At 64.7% G+C, this 20,932-nt stretch carries 16 protein-coding genes; 5 read left to right on the top strand and 11 right to left on the bottom strand.

From position 1 onward, the window contains the following. Positions 1-33 precede the first annotated feature (33 nt). Genes AC1L6K_RS14770 through AC1L6K_RS14780 form a run of 3 tightly spaced genes read right to left on the bottom strand, consistent with a single transcriptional unit; the run spans position 34 to position 6,082 of the window. Positions 34-2,640: an HAD-IC family P-type ATPase gene (locus tag AC1L6K_RS14770; RefSeq protein ID WP_480949607.1), complete on the bottom strand. Its 2,607-nt coding sequence runs from the start codon at positions 2,638-2,640 to the stop codon at positions 34-36. Between the two features lie 8 nt (positions 2,641-2,648). Continuing rightward, entirely contained in the window at positions 2,649-4,106 is a 1,458-nt protein-coding gene (locus AC1L6K_RS14775) for a class I SAM-dependent RNA methyltransferase (protein WP_480949608.1), read from the bottom strand. Between the two features lie 5 nt (positions 4,107-4,111). Further along, positions 4,112-6,082 (bottom strand): APC family permease, encoded by a 1,971-nt coding sequence (locus AC1L6K_RS14780; RefSeq protein WP_480949609.1) that lies wholly within the window; start codon positions 6,080-6,082, stop codon positions 4,112-4,114. Between the two features lie 221 nt (positions 6,083-6,303). Between AC1L6K_RS14780 and AC1L6K_RS14785 the strand changes: the two genes are divergently transcribed. Both AC1L6K_RS14785 and AC1L6K_RS14790 read left to right on the top strand, forming a co-directional pair. Continuing rightward, the gene (locus AC1L6K_RS14785) at positions 6,304-6,975 is read left to right on the top strand and encodes a potassium channel family protein (RefSeq protein ID WP_480949610.1); all 672 of its coding nucleotides are present in this window, start codon (positions 6,304-6,306) and stop codon (positions 6,973-6,975) included. Position 6,976: 1 nt separating this feature from the next. Next, positions 6,977-7,636: a potassium channel family protein gene (locus tag AC1L6K_RS14790; protein ID WP_480949611.1), complete on the top strand. Its 660-nt coding sequence runs from the start codon at positions 6,977-6,979 to the stop codon at positions 7,634-7,636. Positions 7,637-7,729: 93 nt separating this feature from the next. Here AC1L6K_RS14790 and AC1L6K_RS14795 read toward each other — a convergent pair whose 3' ends face one another. Genes AC1L6K_RS14795 through dut form a run of 4 tightly spaced genes read right to left on the bottom strand, consistent with a single transcriptional unit; the run spans position 7,730 to position 10,191 of the window. Continuing rightward, positions 7,730-8,464: a DUF3159 domain-containing protein gene (locus AC1L6K_RS14795; RefSeq protein ID WP_480949612.1), complete on the bottom strand. Its 735-nt coding sequence runs from the start codon at positions 8,462-8,464 to the stop codon at positions 7,730-7,732. Next, on the bottom strand, positions 8,465-8,794 hold the full coding sequence (locus AC1L6K_RS14800) for a single stranded DNA-binding domain-containing protein (RefSeq protein WP_480949613.1): 330 nt from the start codon (positions 8,792-8,794) through the stop codon (positions 8,465-8,467). Positions 8,795-8,805: 11 nt separating this feature from the next. After that, complete coding sequence (locus tag AC1L6K_RS14805; protein WP_480949614.1) at positions 8,806-9,597, bottom strand: DUF3710 domain-containing protein; 792 nt, start codon at positions 9,595-9,597, stop codon at positions 8,806-8,808. Between the two features lie 51 nt (positions 9,598-9,648). Next, positions 9,649-10,191 (bottom strand): dUTP diphosphatase, encoded by a 543-nt coding sequence (dut, locus tag AC1L6K_RS14810; protein WP_480949615.1) that lies wholly within the window; start codon positions 10,189-10,191, stop codon positions 9,649-9,651. A gap of 94 nt (positions 10,192-10,285) precedes the next feature. On the opposite strand from dut, the gene AC1L6K_RS14815 reads away from it, so the two are divergent. Continuing rightward, positions 10,286-10,801: a DUF3093 domain-containing protein gene (locus tag AC1L6K_RS14815; protein ID WP_480949616.1), complete on the top strand. Its 516-nt coding sequence runs from the start codon at positions 10,286-10,288 to the stop codon at positions 10,799-10,801. A gap of 27 nt (positions 10,802-10,828) precedes the next feature. On the opposite strand, the gene AC1L6K_RS14820 is transcribed toward AC1L6K_RS14815, so the two are convergent. Beyond that, on the bottom strand, positions 10,829-11,119 hold the full coding sequence (locus tag AC1L6K_RS14820; RefSeq protein ID WP_480949617.1) for a DUF4193 family protein: 291 nt from the start codon (positions 11,117-11,119) through the stop codon (positions 10,829-10,831). A 298-nt stretch (positions 11,120-11,417) separates the two neighbouring features. Here AC1L6K_RS14820 and sepH point away from each other — a divergent pair, with 298 nt between their 5' ends. Continuing rightward, complete coding sequence (gene sepH, locus AC1L6K_RS14825) at positions 11,418-12,869, top strand: septation protein SepH (protein WP_480949618.1); 1,452 nt, start codon at positions 11,418-11,420, stop codon at positions 12,867-12,869. Between the two features lie 71 nt (positions 12,870-12,940). Here sepH and AC1L6K_RS14830 read toward each other — a convergent pair whose 3' ends face one another. The 3 genes from AC1L6K_RS14830 to AC1L6K_RS14840 all read right to left on the bottom strand — a co-directional run bounded on the left by AC1L6K_RS14830 (position 12,941) and on the right by AC1L6K_RS14840 (position 18,133). Then, on the bottom strand, positions 12,941-14,176 hold the full coding sequence (locus tag AC1L6K_RS14830) for an alkaline phosphatase family protein (protein WP_480949619.1): 1,236 nt from the start codon (positions 14,174-14,176) through the stop codon (positions 12,941-12,943). A 4-nt stretch (positions 14,177-14,180) separates the two neighbouring features. Then, positions 14,181-14,870, bottom strand: coding sequence for a DUF5998 family protein (locus AC1L6K_RS14835; RefSeq protein ID WP_480949620.1), 690 nt, complete (start codon positions 14,868-14,870; stop codon positions 14,181-14,183). Between the two features lie 587 nt (positions 14,871-15,457). After that, on the bottom strand, positions 15,458-18,133 hold the full coding sequence (locus AC1L6K_RS14840) for a bifunctional acetate--CoA ligase family protein/GNAT family N-acetyltransferase (protein WP_480949621.1): 2,676 nt from the start codon (positions 18,131-18,133) through the stop codon (positions 15,458-15,460). 84 nt (positions 18,134-18,217) lie between these two features. Here AC1L6K_RS14840 and AC1L6K_RS14845 point away from each other — a divergent pair, with 84 nt between their 5' ends. Next, the gene (locus tag AC1L6K_RS14845; protein WP_480949622.1) at positions 18,218-20,869 is read left to right on the top strand and encodes a DNA gyrase/topoisomerase IV subunit A; all 2,652 of its coding nucleotides are present in this window, start codon (positions 18,218-18,220) and stop codon (positions 20,867-20,869) included. Positions 20,870-20,932: the final 63 nt, after the last annotated feature.

Consider the following 20,932-nt stretch of genomic DNA (forward strand, 5'->3'; position numbering starts at 1 on the left):
CACGCAAGGGACAGTATGCCAGTTAGGCAGCCCTTACTCACGTTCGGAGACCGCCCCGCGCTTTTTCAAAAAGCGGTACAGCAGCTCGATCGCCACACATCCTGTTGCAGTTACGGCAATCGTAACCGTTAGCAGTCCCCCGCTGGGGATGTCGAGTGCGAAGAAATTCCGGGCGAAAGGCACAGCCATCACCAACACGAGGCCGGCAACCATGGTGGCAACGAGCAGTGCCCGCCACTTGTCGAACGGACGGGCCAGCGCGCCAAGGACCCACAATGCCACCAGCAAAACCGTCATGGTGACGGCAGTCTGTGCCTCCGTGATCACCTGGTCCTCCCGCAGGGACACATCGGGGAACGCCCGCGCATACGAATAAACGGCCATAATGCACGCTGCCACAATGGTCCCCGACGGAATCGCGAACATGAGCGTCCTGCGCAGGAAGCCCGGCTGGTAGCGGCGGGCATTGGGCAGCAGCGCCAGGAAGAACGCGGGGATGCCAATGGTCATGGAGCTCACAATTGACAACTGCCGCGGCAGGAACGGGTAACGCCACATCAAGATGCCGATGACAATTGAAATGATGATGGCATAGGTGGTTTTTGTCAGGAACAGGTTGGCCACGCGTTCCACATTGGCGATGACACGGCGTCCCTCCGCAACCACTGACGGAAGGTGTGAAAATTGGCCGTCGAGCAGCACCAACCGTGAAACGGCCTTGGTGGCTGCCGCACCGCTGCCCATGGCGATGCCGATGTCGGCGTGCTTGAGCGCCAGTGCATCGTTGACGCCGTCGCCCGTCATGGCCACAACGTGACCGCGGCTTTGCAACGCCAGCACGATGGATTTCTTTTGTTCCGGGGAGACCCGGCCCAGCACACTTTCATGTTCCAGGACGTCGGCCATGGATTCAAGGTCCTCGGGCAGCCCGCGGGCGTCATACCCGTCGCCGGTGAATTCAAAGCCCACATCCCTGGCCACGGCAGCAACGGTGCGCGGGTTGTCACCGGAGATGATCTTCAACAGCACGCCCTGGTCGCGGAAGTACTGGAGCGTTTCGGCGGCGTCGGGACGCACCTTTTCGCGGAATACCAGCAGGGCCACCGGCGTGAGCCCTGCCAATGAAAATTCCCCGTCGCCGGGTGCGGCAGGACTTGCTGCGGGGGCGGGTGCCTGCACCGCTCCCGTCACTTGCACCGCTCCGGGCGTTTGTACCGCCCTGTGTGCCAGCACAACAGCCCTCAGGCCGCGCCCTGAGGCCCCATGCGCGGCCTCCAGCACCTCGGAGTGGTGTCCGTCCGCCAAGACCACCTCGGGGGCGCCCAGCACCCAGTCGCCGGCCAGGGGGCCGTGGCCGAAAGTGACGGCGCAGTACTTGCGGGCACTGCTAAAAAGCACCTGGACCGACGGTTCCTGCGCAGGAACGGCCGCATAGGTGGCGGCAAGGGCAGCGGCAGTGGCGTTGGCATTGGGGTGGGCGCCCTGCCAGGCAAGGACCTCTTCCCACCCTGCCACGGCACCAAACACGTTGGTGCCGGCCAGTTCCATCCGGCCTTCTGTCAGCGTCCCGGTCTTGTCCAGGCAGACCATGTCGACCCGGGCGAGCCCCTCCACGGCCGGCAATTCCTGCACCAACACCTTGCGCCGGGCCAGGGTCACCGCCGCCATGCCAAAGGAGATGCTTGTCAACAGCACCAGCCCCTCGGGAATCATGGCCACGATGCTGGCCACGGCGCTGACCACTGCCACACGCCAATCCCCCGAGGCAATGGCCGCTGCCCAGCCGCCGTGGGCGCTCATCTGGCCGTTGATCACCAGCAGGATGATCGGCACCAGGGCCCAGGCAATGTACAGGATGATGCGGTTGATCGAGTTGCGAATCTCCGAGTTGACCAACGAGAATCTCCGGGCTTCCGCGGTCAGCGCGGACGCATAGGATTCGGCCCCGACCCGGTGCACCCGGGCCGTGCCATAGCCGGCGACCACGGCGGAGCCTGACAGCGCCGTGTCCCCGGGCACCTTGGTGACCGGGTCGGACTCCCCCGTCAGCAGCGACTCGTCAATTTCCAGGGCCTCGGCCGCCAGCACCAAGGCGTCGGCGGGCACCTGGTCGCCGGTGCGCAGCAGCAGGACGTCGTCCTGCACCACGTCGGCAACGGCAATTTCACGTTCCTGCCTGTCCCGCAGCACCCTGGCGCGCGGCGCATGCAGCACGGCAAGCCTGTCAAGGGTGCGCTTGGCCCGGTATTCCTGGACCACCCCAATGGCCGCGTTGGCAAGCACAATGAAGCCGAACAAAGCGTCCCGGGGGTCGCCCACCAGCAGCACAAGCAACAGGCAGCTGCCCAGCACGGTGTTGAACAAGGTGAACACGTTTGCCCGGACAATGGCCCAAATGCTGCGGCTGCTCTCATGCGCAACCGCATTTGTCAGCTCGGCGGCTTGGCGTTCATGCAGCTGGGCTGCGTTCAGGCCGGAGCGTTCAAGCTCCTCAGCGTCAACCGGTGCCAGCCTTCCGCGCGCCTGCCCCATGGCCGAGCGGCGGTGTTCGTCGCGCCGCTCGGCCAGCACAGTGCCCTTGGGTTTGTTGTGCGTGAGGTCGCGCCTGGGCGGGCGGGCCTGCGCTGCCTCCTGTTTCAATGCCGCTCCTAGTTCGGGCTGGATGCTTTCGCTGCCGGCGCGGTCTTCGCGGCCGGAACAAGGAGGGCCACCGTTTCGACGTGGTGCGTGTGCGGGTACAGGTCAAAGGCGCGCAGCTTTTCAATCTGCCAGCCGGCGTTGGCGAAGTATTTCACGTCCCTGGCAAAGGCTGCCGGGTCGCAGGAAACGTAAGCAATGGCCGACGGCGACGTGGCCACCAGCGCACGCACCACGGCTTTCCCTGCCCCTGCCCTGGGCGGATCAAGCACGACGGCGTCAAAGCGGCGGCGCTGTCCGGCCTCGGTTTGGGAGGAGCGGGACTGGGTGCCAAGAATTTTCTCCACCCGGCCCTGCAGAATTTCCACCTGCTCGCTGGCGTGCAGGTTCTTGCGGGCGTCGCGGCTGGTTCCCGGGGAGCCTTCCACGGACAGGACACTGCCGTCGGGACCCACGGCGTCGGCCAGCGGTGCCGTGAACAGGCCTGCCCCGGCGTAAAGGTCAGCCACATCGGCGCCGTCGTTCAGGTAGCCGCCCTGCAGCAGGAAGCCGAGGGCCGCATCGGTGAGGACCTTCGGTGCGTTGCGGTGGATCTGCCAGAAGCCGTCACCTGTCACCCGGAACTCATGGTCGTCGGTGGTTTCCTTGACCCAGCCGCGGCCGTTGACAACCTCGATGGCACTGTTTTCAGGGTTCCAGCGGGCCACCGACGGCGGGGTTTCCAGGGCTGCCAGGGCGCGGGCCACGCGCTTGACGGCGGCACCAGAGGCCTTGTCGCTGAGCCCAAACACGGGTGCCAGCAGCACCAGGGTTCCTGAACCGTTGGCGGGGGCGGCAACCTCAACGCGCTCGATGCCGGTGAAATCGATCTCCCAGAGGCGCAGCTCGTTGACGGCCGGGATGGCGAGGGGCATGTCCTGGATGGGCAGGATGCTGTGTGAACGGTGCGCGTGCATGCCCAGCCTGCCCGACGGCGTGACAGCGAAACCAACCCGGGTGCGCCAGCCAAGGCCTTCCCGTTGGGCCTGGTTTCCCTTGGTGTCAACGTCTTCAACGCCGGCCGCGAACAAGTCATCGAGCCGGTCTGTGGACAGGCCGCCGAGGCGTTCAAGCTGCTCGCGCACCACAGCAGTCTTCAGGCCGCGCTGGCCGGTGCGGGTCAGGTGCCCGAACTCAGCCCCGCCCACGGGTGCTCCATGGCGGGCAGCCGCCTTGAGCGCGTCGGCCTCGGGCCAAAAGTGCGCCACGCGTTCGGGGGACGCTTCCACGACGCGGGTGACGTCCGCGCGCCAGAACTTGGCGTCGTCGTCGTGCTCTGTCAGTGAAATTTCCACGGTTTCCCCGGGGATGGCGTGGCGGACGAAGATGACGCGGCCGTCGTGCCGGGCGACGCAATGGCCGCCGTGGGCCACCGGGCCAACCGTGACTGTGAGGCGGGGTGTGACAGGGGTGGTGGTGGGCTCGCTCATATGCTCTATTCCTGGTATTTCTTCGCGTCAGTGGAGGATTTCAGCTGCCAAGGCACACTGGCAACCACTACTCCGGGTTCAAAATGCAGCCGCGTCTTAATCCGCAGGGCGGTCTGGTTGTGCACCAGCTGCTCCCACCATTTGCCCACCACGTATTCCGGGATGTACACCACTATCAAGTCGCGCGGTGAATCCCTGCGCATGGCCTTGATGTGGTTGATCAGCGGTGTCAGCGTTTCCCGGTAGGGACTCGCCAACACAGTCAACGGTACCGGGATGCTCAGCCTCTCCCAATCCGCGATGGTCTGCTCGGTCTCCGCAGGGTCCAAATCAACTGTGATGGCTTCCAGTGTTGACGGCCTTGACGCCCGGGCGAAGGCGATCGCCCGCATGACAGGCTTGCGCACGTGGGAGACCAAGATCACCGCGTGAATGCGGGCCGGCAGGGCCTTGACGGCCGAGTCCGTCTCCACGGCCAGCTCCTTGGCCACGTTGTCGTAGTGCGCACGGATGCTCCACATGATGACAAACAGCACGGCCATGGCGAGCAGCGCAATCCAGGCGCCCTGTTCAAATTTTGTCACCAGCACTATCAGCAGCACCATTAGGGTCATGCTGAAGCCGAAGGTGTTGATGAGCCGGGAGCGCTTCATGCGGAACCGCAGGGCCCTGTCCTTCACCTTCAGCAGCTCACGGGTCCAATGCCTCATCATGCCGAGCTGGCTGGCGGTGAAGGAGATGAACACACCCACGATGTACAGCTGGATGAGGCGGGTGACGTCGGCGTCGAACGCGATGATCAACACCAGGGCGCCGGCGGCCAGCAGGAGCACGCCGTTGCTGAAGGCCAGCCTGTCACCGCGGGTGCGCAGCTGGCGGGGCAGGTAGCCGTCCTTGGCGAGGATGGAGGCCAACACGGGAAAACCGTTGAAGGCGGTGTTGGAGGCAAACACCAGGATGGTGCCGGTTGCGGCCACGATGATGAAGAACGGGATGGAGCCGGCCCCGAAAATGGTCGAGGCGATTTGGCTGATGGACGGATTCTGCACGTAGTCGACCGGCGGGGCCACACCGTTGACAAGGAATTCGGTGTGCGGGTCCGCAACAATGTGCACACCTGTGCCATTGGCCAGAAACAGGATGCTGGCCATCATGCCGGCGGCGATGGCGCCCAGCAGCAGCAAGGTGGTCGCCGCGTTCTTGCTCTTGGGCTTGCGGAAGTTGGGCACGCCGTTGCTGATGGCTTCAACACCCGTCAAGGCGGCAGCGCCGGAGGAGAAGGCGCGCAGCAGCAGAAACGCCCCGGCCAGTCCGACGAGCCCCTGGTTAAAGGCGGCCTCGGGGACGATCTCAAATTCCGCCGACGGCGCCCTGCCCAGGGTTCCCGTCGCGGCCTGGAAAATGCCAGCCGCGGTCATGGCGAAGATGCAGAACATGAAGATGTACGTGGGCACGGCAAACACCGTGCCCGCCTCCTTGATGCCGCGCAGGTTCACCAGGGCCAGGATGATGACACCGACGACGGCGATCACGGCCTGGGTGCCGTGCCAACCGGGGATGGCTGTGGCCAGGTAATTTGCCGCCGAGGACATGGACACGGCCACCGTCAGGACGTAGTCGACCATGAGCGCCGAGGCCACTGTCAGGCCGGCACTTTTGCCCAGGTTGACGGTGGCAATCTCGTAGTCGCCGCCGCCCGATGGATAGGCGTGCACGTTTTGGCGGTAGGACGCCACAACCGTCAGCAGGACAACCATGACGGCCAGGCCCACCCAGGGCGACAGCGACACCGCCGCCACTCCGGCCAGGGCCAGGGTGAGCAGGATTTCATCGGGCGCATAGGCAACCGACGACAGGGCATCGGAGGCAAACACCGGCAGGGCGATGCGTTTGGGCAGCAGCGTGTGGGCAAGTTTGTCGCTGCGGAACGGACGCCCCACAAGGACCCGCTTAAACGCATTGAAGAAGTTCAGCACGCGGGTAACGCTAGCACCACCGGGCCGTGCAGGACCTGCAATGTCGCTGCCGCCCGCTGCGTGGCACACTGGTGCTAGCACTTTGACAGCCCCCAAACGGTCACAACTTGACCATTGGTGCACCGGCAACGTGAAATTAGACCCGCACCGCATGCCACAGCATGCGGCACCAGTTGCGGTTCCCGGCAGTCGCCGCCGGGCCGCCAGGACAAGGAGCATCAGTGGCACATTTTGTGATCATGGGCTGCGGCCGCGTGGGCGCAACCCTGGCCCACACCCTGGAGGATTCCGGCCACTCGGTGGCCATCATTGACCAGGACGAGCGGGCCTTCAGGCGCCTGCGCACAGGGTTTGGCGGACGCAAGATCACGGGTGTGGGCTTCGACCAGGACACCCTGAAACAAGCCGACATTGAAAATGCCTATGCCTTTGCCGCGGTCTCCAGCGGTGACAACTCCAACATCCTGGCCACCCGCGTCGCGCGTGAGACGTTCCATGTTGAGCATGTGGTGGCCAGGATCTACGACCCCGGCAGGGCTGAAATCTACCAGCGCCTGGGCATCCCCACGGTGGCGGCCGTGCGGTGGAGCGCCGACCAGGTGCTGCGGCGGATACTTCCCGAAACTGCCATCAAGGGAGACTTCCGGGAACCGTCCGGGCGGCTGCTGCTCAGCGAGCTCAACCTGCATCCCGGCTGGATCGGGCGCCACATCCTGGACATTGAAGGAGCCGCCCACGTCCGTGTGGCCTACCTGACCCGTTTCGGGGAGGGCATGCTTCCCGGCCCGGACTCGAGTTACCAACAAGGCGACATTGTGCACGCCATGATTGTGGGCACGCAGTCAAGCGAGGTCGCACGCGTCCTCGCCGCCGCACCCGTGAAGGAGAATTAGCATGCTGGTAGTCATCGTCGGGGCAGGCAGTGTGGGATGTTCAATTGCCAAGGAGCTTCTCTCCAACGGGCATGAGACGTTGTTGATAGACCCCAAGCCGGAGGTGATTGGCAAGAGCGGATTGCGCGGTGCCCGGTGGCTGGTGGGCGACGCCTGTGAAATCAGCACGCTGCGTGAGGCCAAGTTGGAGGAAGCCGACGTGGTGGTCTCAGCCACGGGCGATGACAAGGTCAACCTGGTGGTCTCGCTGCTGGCCAAGTCCGAGTTTGGTGTGGGCCGGACGGTTGGCCGGGTCAACAATCCCAGGAACGACTGGATGTTTAACGATTCCTGGGGTGTCGACGTCGCGGTGAACACGCCCCGGCTCATGACGGCGCTGGTGGAAGAGGCCGTGGAGATTGGCGACCTTGTCCGCCTGTTGACGCTGCAGGCCGGTGTCGCGTCGCTCGTGGAATTCACGGTGCCGTCGGATTCGCACGTGATCGGCCAGACTGTCGGCGCCATCAGCTGGCCGCAGGACTCCACACTTGTTGCCATCCTGCGCGACGAAGCACCCATAACACCCAGCCCGGACGACGTTGTCGAGTCCGGGGATGAGCTGTTCTTCATCACCACGATCGCTGCGGAAAAGGATCTCCGCGCCCTGCTCTCCTCGCGCTAATCCCCCCTTAAAGAACTCGAGTTTGCACTTGTTGGACCGGCAACCGCTTTCGTGGCGGCGGCGTCCAACAAGTGCAAACTCGAATTCTGAGGGCTAGGCTTCGGGGGCTGCTTCTTCGGCTTTTTCGGCTTCAGCTTCGCCGACGGGTCTGCTGACGAGCCAGGCAATCCACAATCCGAAGGCATACAGTGGCACGCCCATGATCAGCCGCATGGCACCCAAGGCGTCCACCTGGCCCGCAAAGTACAGCGGCAGCTGCACCGCCAGCCGGGCCGCCATGACGCCGACCAAGATCCAGGTGGCGACGCGGTAGGCGCGCAGGCGCTCGGCCTTCTCCCGCCAACGCAGCCCCTCGTTGCGGGCGTAGCCGAACAACAGGCCCAAAACGGGCCAGCGCACGGCAATGGAAACCACCATGGCCGCAATGTAGGCGGCGTTGGTGTAGAACCCCACCGTGTAGTAGTTCTCAGCCTTGCCGGTCTTCATGGCCAGGAAAGCTGAGAGTGCGACGCCGGCAATACCTGCCAGCGCCTGCGTCAAGGGGGTGCGTTGGATCAGCCTGGCAACAAGGAACACGGCAGCCACGGCGACGGATCCAACCAGGGCGATGGTCAGGTCCCTGGTAATGGTGAAGGCCACCAGAAAAACCAGGCCCGGCAGAATGCTTTCGGCGATGCCCCTGACGCCCCCGGCAGCGGCCAACAAGTCAATGTGCCCGTTTTCCTTGCGGACCAGGGCATTCTTGGCAGCCATTTCCTGGGCAATTTCGGCGAAACTGCCGGCGGGCTTGTCCTCCGGCGGGTTCTCTTCGGGGCTCTGCTGGCTCAACTAGCTCTCCTGGGTTCCAATGATCTCGTAGCGAGGATTGTACATGGTGGGCTGTCCGTCACGCAGGGACACCATGCCTTCCACCCGCAGACGGGTGCCGGCCACAATGCCGGGCATCCGACGACGCCCAATCCACACCAGGCGCAGGCGGTGATTCGTGCCGTCGTCGGCAATCCGCGGGGATTCCCTGTCCGTAAGAATGGCTGTGTAGGCCGGGGCCGTCGTTGCCGGCAAAATCGTGACTGCGTCGATGGCCCCGGCACAGACGGCACGACCACGGGCCGGCAACGCGCTGATGGCGACAGGCTCGAGCCAGTCGCTTTGCTGCATCGCTGCCAAAGTTAGCCGATCGCCGTGATTTCAGGCCCGCGCCGGAACGGCTCGCCACCCTGTGCGGGTGCTGCATGGTCGGCTGCCACTCCGCCGTCTGAGCCGGCAACGGCGTCCTTGGGCAGGCGCAGCAGCAGCAGGTCGCGAGGAGGCAGGGGGGTCTCGCCGCGAACCACAACAACACCGCGGAACAAGTCTTCAAGCTCTCCGGCGGCTGCACTGTCGGCTGCGGCATTGCCGCCCAGGACCCCGCGCAGGAACCAGCGCGGCCCGTCGATGCCAATGAACCTGGCCACCCGGAATCCCTTGCTGCCGTCGGTGCCCTGGGCGGGCACCTTGGCCAGGACTTCCTTGCCGAACGTGCCGTCCAGGATCTCAATTTCGCCGCCTTGAGACCCGACAGAGAGGCCGATCTGTTCGCGGATGTCACCCCACAGCTTCTCCGAGCGGGAGGCTGCAAACGCCTGCAACTGCAGGCTTGAGCCGTTCAGGTCAAGCGTCACGGCAATGACCCGGGACGTGCTCTCCTCGACTTCAAGGCGCAGCGACAGGCCTTCACGCGGGGTGATGAGCAGGGCGCCAAGGTCGACGTAACCGTCGGTACCGTCGACTTCGGAGTCGTCCAGGGGACCGTGGACCGCCCTGTCGTAGGCCGTGTCCGACGGATCCGGGGGGAGGTCAAGCATCTCCGGGGCTGCCCCGGTGGGTGTGGTCCCGGCGTCGTCGGTCCCAGCTGCTGCCTGTTCGACAATGGCCGGCTCGTCCGAGCCGTTCTTCTTTTTCTTACCGAACCCAAAAGCCATGGGAATAAAGACTCCTTGTAGAAGATGAAGCGGTAGATGTTGGGACGGCTGTCAAGCGTTGCTGTGCCCCGGTGCGGCTTCGCCGTGTGATGCCGGGGAAAATCCGCCGGTGGATCCGAACCCGCCGGTGCCGCGCACCGAATCAGGGAGTTCATCCACCTCAACGAATTCAGCCGTTTCGACGCGCTGAATCACCATTTGTGCAATTCTATCGCCCCGCGAGAGGGAGATGGAATGGCGGGAGTCGGTGTTGAGCAGCGTCACTGAAAGCTCGCCCCGGTATCCTGCGTCAACCGTGCCGGGGCTGTTGACAATTGTCAGCCCCTGCTTGGTGGCCAGGCCCGAGCGCGGGTGGATCAAGGCGACGAACCCAAAAGGCAGTGCAATGCTGACACCTGTGGGGACGAGTGCGCGCTCCCCCGGGGCCAGCGCAACATCGATGCGTGTGCGCAGGTCTGCGCCGGCGTCACCTGGATGCGCGTAGCTGGGCGGTTCGATCCCGTCATCGAGCATGCGCAGTTGCACGCTCAGTGTTGGGGCTCCGGGCTCCGGGAGTTGATTTGCGGGAACTGTTGGAAAAGTCTGTTGGCTCACAACAGCCCACTCTATCGCGAACCCGGCGGGGCCCCGCGCGGTCCCTTGAAGCACCCAAGGTGAAAAGCTGGGCAAAAGGTGAAAAGCTTGGGCCATGTCATCACAATCGCCGCAGAGCGCAGTGTCCCCCTCGACGGCCAACTACACCGAGAAGCTCTGGCCCAATTTTTGGGGATGGGTGATTGTGCTCGGCCTCTCCGCAGCAGGAATTCTGATCTTCATCCCGATCAGCCCCACCGCCGGATTTATCGCCTTCTTTGTCCTGTTCATCGGCCAGGCAGTGCTTTTGATTGCCTCCACGCCCACCATTGCCGTCACCGCCGACACGCTTCAGGTTGGCCGGGCTCAGATTGAACGCCAGCATGTCGGCGAGGTGACGTATTATCTCGGCGACGACGCAACCGCCCAACGCGGCACCAAGCTCAACGGCCTGGCGTACCTGTGCATTCGCGGTTGGATCAAGCCCGTTGTCAGGATCGAAATCACCGATCCCTCCGACAGGACACCCTATTGGCTCACGTCCTCACGCCACCCGGAACACCTGGCCGCAGCGCTTGGCGGCGGCCTCCACGGTGAATCAGTCCCCGGGGACCCTGCCCCCGAAGCCTGATTGACCGTCTGAATGATGCCCTGCCGGTCAGCCTTCGCAGTCCCGGCAGAAGCTCAAGCCATCCTTTTCCCGCACCAGCTGTGAGCGGTGCCTGACGAGGAAACATGAGCTGCAGGTGAATTCGTTGGCTTGTTCCGCCAGGATTTCCATTGCCAGCTCGTCGGGAGGCAATTCGCCCCCGGGGAGTTCATGGCCTTCTGCAAGGTCGATCTCGGTGAGATCAACCACAGCATTCTTGACGGCTGCGTTCGTGTGCCCCGTAAGGCCGTGTCCCGAAGGTGCGTGGGCCGTCCGCGGCCGGTGGTAGCCGGTAGTCATTGTTACTTCCTTAAATTCGCTGCCCTGTGCGGCAGACACTAGATACTGCCAACACCATAAAGTCGAAAACAAGTCACAACCGCAAAGTGATGCCGGAGTTCGCAGCTGGCTTAAGTCTCCGCCCTCGGCATCGGCTGCCGGGTGGCGGCTTGGCGGCCCGCGGGCATATCCGCGGCGCCGGGGTGCTAGCGTTGAAGCCCCGGCAGCTGGTGGGTGGAAAGCACTATTTTCCAAGCCTTCTCACGCCACGCCTGCGCGGGTAGTAGGAAATCGCCCGCATCGGTGGCAAAGTTTCGAAGTGAACCAGAAGAACTATTGGGAGGACGGCATGGCTGATCTGCGGCTTGTGGGTGTCCAAGACGACGGCGGACACTTGCTTCTCAGTGGTCCCGATGGCACCAATTACCGGCTTCCCCTTGATGAGGCGCTGCGCACGGCGGTTGGCAAGACTGCCCACCGCTCGACCAGGACAGCCCAACAAATGGGCACCCGGATGTCCCCACGGGAAATTCAGGCAATGATCCGGGCCGGATCCAGCGCAGCGGATGTTTCCGAGCAGTCGGGACTGACACTCGAGCAGGTCCGGCGCTACGAAGGCCCCGTTCTTGCTGAGCGTGAATACATCGCCGGGCAGGCCCGAAAAGTTGAGGTCGCTGCCGCCTCGCCGCACAGCGACGGCTACAAGTCAGCCTTTGGCGACAGCCCGGCAACCCTTGACGACATGGTCGGGCACCGCCTGGCCGCCTTTGGCATTGATCCCAAGTCACTGCGCTGGGACGCCTGGCGCGAACAGGCCGGCGCCTGGACGATCAGTGCGGATTTTGAACCCGGCACCCAGTGGGCCGCCAGCAGCATTGGCGAGCCTGCCCCGGCGCTGTGGCGTTTCCATGCAAGCCGCAAGGACCTGCACAATGCCAACCGCTGGGCCCAGCAGCTCAGTGAGCTGGAGCCATTGGACAGCCCCGTTCCGGAACGGCGGCTCAGCGCCGTCATGGACAAACCCTTCGACGTTGATGCCGAGGCGGCCTTGGCGCAGGCCGATCCTGACGAGCAGCCAGCCGCTGAGGGCGACGCTGCCGCAGACCCGGCTCCGGCCGAGGAAAGCTTCCCCGGCCGTGGCATCCTTGACATGCTCCGCTCACGCCGTGGCGTGCGATTGGGGCTGGATGAAGACGGCGACGACGAACTTGCAGCCATGCTCGGCACGCATGTGCCCGGCGCCCATCCCCGCGATGAAGCACTCTACGGCGCCCAGGCGGAGCCTGTCCCCGACGACGGCGACACAGACAGCGGCACAGACACCGGCACCCCCAACGATGACGAGCAAAACAGCGGCCGCCACAACAGTGACAACCACCGGTCGGATACCCACAAGTCCGGCGCCTCAGGTGCGAGGGAACGCCTGCGTGGCATCCCCTTCCTGAAATTGGCGCCCAGCCTTGCGGACCACGACGACCTCAGCGTGGACAAGGTCGACAGCGTGGCCGAGGTCAGCTCGGAAACCCGGGAGGTCGTCCTGTCGGGAGAGCCGGCGACGGCTTTGCGCCCTGCAGCTGCCCGCCTTGAGACCACCCCGGAGCCAGCCGGCGAACAGGTTCAGGAGCCGGCCGGAAGCAGCAGCAATCCCGATGAAGACGGACCCAGCGACAGCGAGGTTGCGGCACGGCTTGAACGCAAGGCCGCCGGCAAACCCAAGCGCTCAAGCGTTCCGAGCTGGGATGAAATAGTGTTTGGCACCAAGGGCGACTAGCCCCGTAAAATGCCCCCTGCGTTGCTTGCCGACAAGCAACGCAGGGGGCATTTTACGCGCACGCCGGCAGGCTAGCGGCGCCGACCCTTGGACTTTTTGGGCGTCACGGGGATCCGCAGCAGCGGAACTTCCCGTTCTGCCTTGGTGATGGAGCCGTGCTGGCCAACCACATCCATGGCTTGCGGTCGCACGCGGCGCAGGTCATAAAACGCTATCAATTCCCTGGCCAGCACCAACACGTCGCCGATCCGGGCACTGACGGAATCGCTGACGTCACCAAAGTATCCTGCCGCCACCGCTTGTTCACGGGTCAGCACCCAGGCCTGCCTGCCGAAACGCTCCAGCCATGCTGCGACCAGTTGTTGGCGGGTTTCGGCGGTGGCGCCGGGTTCCAGGTACAGGTGCACCATGCGTGGTTCGCCGGCGGTATGCCTGACTCCTGCGACCAGCTCCGGGAACACTGAGTAGTCGATTCGGGCCGAACGCGGCACATCGACCATGCCGTGGTCGGCGGTGAGCAGGATCAAGGTGTTTGCGGGAGCCGTGGCGGCAAGACGTTTCATGCCGGCGTCCAGCTCCTCCAATTGGTGCTCCCACTGTGCGGAGTCGGCGCCATGGGCGTGCCCCGCCTTGTCCAGTTCGCTCCAGTACAGATACACAAGCGCCTTGGGCGTGGCTTCAAGGGCAGCCACTGCCTCCTCCACGCGTGCATGCGGGGACACCGCGCCCCGGAAGTTGCTGCCGCGCAGCGCTGCACGCGTCATGGCCGAGTCGGCAAACCGCGGCAGGCTCACGGTTGTTGCCGGTACGGCAGTCCCGAGCCGCTCAAAAACCGTGGGGAACGGCTGCCACAGCAGCGGGTCAACGCCGCCGTCCCAATTGCCCAGCAGGTTCACCACCTTGTCCTGCCGCGGATCCAGCACGTCGTAGCCAACCATGCCGTGCTGGCCGGGAACCGTGCCCGTGCCCAACGCAGTCAGGGACGTCGCCGTGGTGCTGGGGAAGGCTGCATGCAGTGTGCGGGGGTGTACACCTGTGCCGTCCGCAGCCATGACCGACCGCAGGAAGGGGGTGTGTGCCGAACGTTGCTTCAGCAGCGACTTGCCCAAACCGTCGACCAGCACCACACAAATACGCTGGGCAGCCGGCAGGTTCAGGACATTTTCAAAGCCGTCGGACCCCAGCACGGCCGCCGCACTGCTGAGCACATCGCCGATGCTTGACTTGCCGTAGGCGGGAGCCGCCGGCAGTGGCGGCTGCCCGTCCAGCGCGGCGGCCGGAAGTGCTGACGGCGCGGCACCTGCCACAGCGTTAGCGGCGGTGATGTGAGCGGCCCAACCGTGCCCCGAAGGCGGGGAACTTGGTGGCGCCCAGCTCGGCATGGCCGGTGGAAATTGTGCCCGTGTTGGCTGCGCGCAGGGCACGGGCGAAGGCCTTGGCGTCAATGACTGCCTGCAGGCCTTCGGCTTCCGCGCTGATGCGCAGCGCGATGTCTTCCTGGGCGATGGTTCCCGAGTAGCCATGGTCGGCGTCGCACTCCGGATCCCCGCACGACGCCGGACCCATCTCCACACGCTGTCCGCCGGACCAGGCGATGGACAAGGTGAGCTCACGGGCCGGGTCAGAGGGCTTGTAGTCCTGGGGCTGGGCGTAGATGTAGCTGAGCACCACTGACTTGATCTGGCTGACGGGCACCGATTCGGTCGACACCTGTGCCACCATCTGCTCCCCCGACTCATCCAGCTGGTGATCGTCAACGTGCGCGATGACAAGCATCTCGGCCGTCAGCACCAGCACCGTGATGTGCCGCTGGACCTCTGTGCGGTCAAAGTGGGTCTCCAGGTGCACCAGGTGGGAAAGGCTCTCCTGGCCGTCCAGGGCATCATTGACCACATCGGCGACAAGGCGGGGATAAAAACCCGAGCGCTGGAGTGCGGATTCCAAATCACGGCCCTGGGTGTTGGCCGGGCTGCCGGCTCCTAAGCTGTTCATGTACACCATTTTCGCACTTTGCCGCCACCGTTGCGAACTGGGGGTGCCTCACTGTCATACCGGGCGTGACACGACATGCGGGATGTTCCCCGTGAGGGCCACGTCGACAAGGGACAAGGCCTGAACCTGTGGAGTCCCGGGAAAATGCGTGGGGAGTCTCAAACGCCGTTCCTGCCTTCGCCACGGGTCTCCACCACCGCTCAGGTGGAGTCGGTCACGGCACAGGACCCGCCGGGACCCGTCCCCGTACTGCCAGCGTGGATCCATCGTCGCGTGCCGTTGGTGGTTTGCACCGGGCATGGAGGCGCCGCAGTCAAGGGTGGACCACCCATCTCAACGTCAAATGAACAACATCGGGCCCTCATCTGGGGTGCAGAACTCCGCGAAGTGCACCTCGCATTGCCGACGTTTTTGCGGCTTCCTGAACGGCCACCACCTTGCCGAAGTCAGCTCGGTGTTCCCGCTGCCTGAAAAATCCCACCCGTAGTTGTTCCCCGTGACCAGGAACCTGTTGCAGGAACACGACATGATCGAAGGTCCCGTGTTGCAACTGGAGACAGCCATCGAGGCCCTCAGTTGCACCTCGATCAACTTGTCTAGGAAATCATGGCCCGCCGCGCACTGTCGGTGCGCTGGGCCGGGTTGCCGATGCGCAGGTCCACGGCAAGCACTGTCACGGCTGTGGGGCCCACCAGGATCGGCTTGAATTCCAGGAATGCCACCTCGGGGTGTTCGTCCTTGAGCATGGCCACCCTGGCCACGAGGTCCTCCAACGCCGCCACGTTCCCGGCTGGCAGGCCCTCGTAGCCAAAGAGCTTGACCGCGGCCCGCGGTGAACGCACCAGCTCGGCCGTGTCGGCCACCGACAGCGGCGGCACCCTGTGCGCCCAGTCATCGAGCAGGTTCACGGCATCGCCCGACAGGCCAAAGGAAACCACGGGCCCCAGCAGCGGGTCCTCAATGGCCCGCAAGGTGCACGACTGGCCAACCTCGGCCATGGACTGGACCTCCAGTTCCTTGTCACCATACGGTTTGAGGTACTTGCGCATCTGGACAATGTTGCGCCGCAGGGAGTCAGCGTTTTCAATGTTGATGCGCACACCGCCCAAATCCAGCCGGTGCCGCAGGCTCGGGTCGGTGGTCTTGATGGCCACGGGCCAGCCCAGCCGTTCTGCCGCCGCCACGGCCTCGTTCTCGCTGCCAAAGGGCACGGATTCCATGACGCCGATGCCATAGTGGCCCAACAGCTCCCTGGCCTGTGCGGCGCTGAGCGTGACGAGCCCGTCGCCCACCACATCCTCCAGCCAGCTGTCCAGCAGGGTTTCCACCGCCTGCGGATTGACGCCCGCCGGGGGCTCAAAGACGGGAGACTCAAGTGTCAACCAGTGCGCGTAGCGGGTCACGGCGGCCAGGGCAGAAATGGCCGCCCCGGGGCTTGAAAAGGCCGGGAGGGAGCCCGCCATTTGCCGGTTGACCTGGATCCGCGGGTCGAAAATGCCGGAGAATACGGCAATGACGGGCTTCCCTGCTTCCTCCGAACAGGCCTGCAGCGTCGTGGCAATGCTTTCAACCGTCAGCCCGATGACGGGCATAAGCGTGACAATCGCCGAGTCCACCCCGTCCCGCCCCAGCGTTTCGAGCACCGTGCGCCGAAGCAGCGGGAGCGCCCTTGACTGGCCGATGTCAAGCATGAGGGTTGACTCGACGGCCTTAACAGTGAGCCCGTACTCTTCGGTGGCATCGGCAACAACGCTGCCCATGGCGGCGGAATTTCCGATGATGGCAAGCCCCGGGCCCTGCGGCAGCGGCTGTCCCACAACGATCTGGGCCACGTCGGAAAGCTGTTCAATGGTGCCTACCCGCACGACGCCGGACTGGCGCAGCATCGCATCAAGCGCCCCGGCCGGGGCCTGGGTTGTGCGCACAACGTGCCCTGGCGGCAGCCGCAGGCCCATGGAGTCCGACTTCGCCACGATGACTGGTTTGCTGCGGGCCAGCCGCCGGGAGATGCGGGAGAACTTGCGCGGATTGCCGATGGATTCCAGGTACAGGGCACAGGCTGTGGTGTTGGGGTCGTCCTCCCAAAACTGCATCATGTCATTGCCTGAAACATCCGCCCGGTTTCCGGCCGAAAGCACCGTTGACATGCCAAGGTCGCGCCGGGTCATCGAGGCAAACAACGACACCCCCAAGGCTGCGGACTGGGTAAAGATGCCCAGCCCGCCCGGGCGCGGCAGGGCCGGGGCCATGGAAGCGTTCAGGGACACTGCCGGGTCGGTGTTGGCCAGGCCCAACGACGCCGGGCCCACCAGCCGCATGCCGTTTGCCCGGGCCTGGCGCACCAGGGCGCGCTGCCTCGCAAGGCCGGCTTCGCCGTCGTCCGCAAAACCTGCCGTGGCAACCACCAGGCCCTTCACTCCGGCCTTCCCGCACTGTTCAACCACGGCTGGCACCTGGTTGTAGGGGACCGCGATGACGGCCAGGTCAACAGGCCCGGGAACCTCCGAAATGCTGGCGTAGGGCAGCATCCCGGACACTTCCAGGGCATCCTGGTTGACGGCGTAGATGGTGCCGGTGAACGAGCCTTCCACCACGTGTTCCAGCAGCTGCTGGCCCACGCTCCCCCACTCCCTGCTGGCACCAATCACGGCCACCGAGGCCGGGGCGACCAGGCCGGCCACGCTGCGGGCCTCGGCACGGTGCTCGCGCGACTCCATGACGGCGCGGGACTTCTCCGTCGGGTCAATGTCAAAGTGCAGGGAGATGACACCGTCGTCAAAGTGCCTGTGCACCTCGTACCCGGCTTCCGAGAAAACCGTGATCATCTTGCGGTTCTCGGGCAGGACCTCGGCCGAGAACTTGTCGATGCCGTTCTCCCTGGCGGCCGCGGCCAGGTGTTCCAGGAGGATGGAGCCAAGTCCGCGGCCCTGGTTGGCGTCGGAGACGTTGAAGGCAACCTCGGCCTCGGCCGGGTCGTCAAGCCTGTCGTAGCGGCCAATCCCAATGATGGCACCGCCGCGGGTTATGACAAATGCCACACGGTTGCTGTAGTCAAGTTCGGTGAAACGCCGCAGCTCCTTGTCAGTGAGCTTGGATTTGTACGTAAAGAAGCGCAGATAGATGGAATTTTGCGATTGCGCCATGTGAAATGCCTGCACAGCGTCCGCATCTGCGGCGGTCATAGGGCGCAAATGCCCGGTTCCGCCGTCCCGGAGGACAACATCGGCTTCCCAATGGGCCGGATATTCGGGCGCAGACTCTGGCTTCACCATAGAATCACTGTACCGACATGATCCGCCTTTGAGCGTGCATGCCAGCCCGCAACACCCCCGTGCAGAAAAGGAACCGCCTCGATCATGGCCAAGCGCCAAGCTCCCGCAGCCGACGACTTCGTTGAAAACATCGTTGACATTGATGTTTCAAGTGAGATGGAAGGCTCCTTCCTGGAGTACGCCTACTCGGTGATTTACTCCCGGGCGCTCCCTGATGCCCGCGACGGGCTCAAGCCCGTACAGCGGCGCATCCTGTACATGATGAGCGAGATGGGGCTGCGCCCGGACAAGGGGCACGTCAAGAGCGCCCGTGTGGTGGGCGAGGTCATGGGCAAGCTGCACCCGCACGGCGACACTGCCATCTACGACACGATGGTGCGCATGGCACAGGACTGGACCCTGCGCCTGCCGCTCATTGACGGGCACGGGAACTTTGGTTCGCTCGACGACGGCCCCGCAGCCCCCCGCTACACCGAGGCGCGCCTGGCTGCTGCCGCCCTGGAGCTGACGGGGAACCTGGATGAAAACGTGGTGGACTTTGTCCCCAACTATGACAACCAGATGCTGCAGCCATCGGTGCTGCCAGCCGCCTACCCGAACCTTCTGGTCAACGGTGCCAGCGGCATCGCGGTGGGCATGGCCACCAACATGGCACCGCACAACCTCGGCGAGGTCATTGCCGCCGCCCAACACTTGATCGCGAACCCCGAGGCCACGCTCGAAGACATCATGGCGTATGTTCCCGGACCGGACCTGCCTTCGGGCGGCCGCATCGTGGGCCTGCAGGGCATCCGGGACGCGTACGCCAACGGGCGCGGTTCCTTCAAGACGCGGGCCAAGATCGCCGTCGAACAGCTTTCCCCGCGCCGCGTGGGCCTGGTCGTCACCGAACTGCCTTATCTGGTGGGTCCGGAAAAGGTGCAGGAAAAACTCAAGGACGCCCGCAACAACAACAAGGTTGCCGGTGTCGCCGACTTCATTGACCTCTCCGACCGCAAAAACGGCTTGCGCCTGGTCATTGAGCTCAAGAACGGCTTCAACCCGGCCGCCGTCATGGAACAGCTCTACCGATACACCCCGCTCGAGGAATCCTTCGGCATCAACAACGTCTGCCTTGTGGACGGGCAGCCGCAGACTCTCGGTTTGCTGGCGCTGCTGCAGGTCTTTGTCAGCCACCGCATCGACGTGGTCAGGCGCCGCACCGCCTTCCGGCTGGGGAAGAAGCAGGACCGCCTGCACCTGGTCGAGGGCATGCTCATCGCCATTGTGGACATCGATGAGGTCATCCAGATCATCAGGACCTCGGACGAGGTTGCCGCGGCCCGGGAACGGCTCATGGCCATCTATGACCTGTCAGAGATCCAGACCAACTACATCCTTGACCTGCAGCTGCGCCGCCTGACCCGTTTCTCCATGGTTGAGCTGGAAACCGAACGGGATGAGCTGCGCCGCGAGATCGCCGCGCTCGAGGCCATCCTGGGTTCCGAGGAATTGCTGCACCAGCTGGTGTCCGATGAGATGGGTGAGGTGGCAGCCAAATACGCCACACCCCGCCGGACGGTGCTGCTGGAATCCGAGGCCATGGCGCCCTCAGTGGCCAAGGCACTGGCCGCCGGCCTCGGCGGGAAGGCCGGAAAGGCCGCCCCGCTGGCCCTGGAAATTGCCGATGATCCGTGTTGGGTGCTGCTGAGCGCCACGGGGCAGATTGCCCGCACCAGCACGGCTGATCCGTTGGTTGAATCGGGCGGGCGGAGCAAGCATGATGTCTTCTCCTCGGTGCTGAAAACCACTGCCCGGGCAGAAATCGGTGCCCTGACGTCGCTGGGCCGGATGCTCCGGTTGTTGGTCGTGGACATGCCGGTCCTGCCACCCACGGCCGCCCTGCCCAACCTGTCCGGCGGAGTGGGCGCGAAGGACTTCATCACGCTCACCAAGGGCGAATCATTGGTGGCCTTCGTGCCGTTAAACAGCATCTTCGCGGTGGGAACGGCGTCCGGTGTCGTCAAACGCGTCACCCCCGACTACCCGCTGAACCGCGACGATTGGGAATTCATCTCTCTCAAACCCAAGGATTACGTGGTTGGTGCCGGTGTTGCCACGGACGACGACGATCTTGTGTTCATCACCCAGGGCGCCCAATTGCTGCGGTACAGTGCCGCCGTTGTCCGTCCGCAGGGCCGCACGGCCGGCGGCATGGCCGGCATCAAGCTGGGCGCGGGCGACACCGTGCTGTCCTTTGGCGTGGTCTCCCCCACCGACACTGACGCAGTCGTGGTCACCGTGGCCGGCGGGCAGGAGGCCCTGCCGGGCACGCCGTCGGGCTCCGCGAAGGTCACAGCACTTGCTGAGTACCCCGCCAAGGGCAGGGCCACCGGCGGCGTGCGGGCGCACCGCTTCCTCAAGGGTGAAGACAGGCTCTTTGTGGCGTGGGCCGGACACGGCCCCGCCAAGTCGTCCACGCGCGCGGGTGCTGTGCGGGCACTGCCTGTGGAACACGGCAACCGGGACGGTTCGGGCGTGGCACTCAGTGCCACGATCGACCTGGTGGGGCCGAGCCTGGGCGGCACCACTGTGGGCGGCACCGGGGCTGCCACGGCCGACGGCGCGGCCGCGGCGCCGGCAACTGCCCCGGCCAACGCACCCGCGAAGCCGCGCCGGGCACCTGCTGCCCCCGCCAGCGACCCGGCTCCCATCCCGGACAGCACCCAGGAAGCGTTCGAGCTGCCCCTGGATTAGTCCCCGGTCGGGGCCCTTGGACCCGTCGTTCCGGCCACTCCCGCAACAGGCATTTGCTGCCCG

The organism is Specibacter sp. BI4 (genome assembly GCF_056680095.1).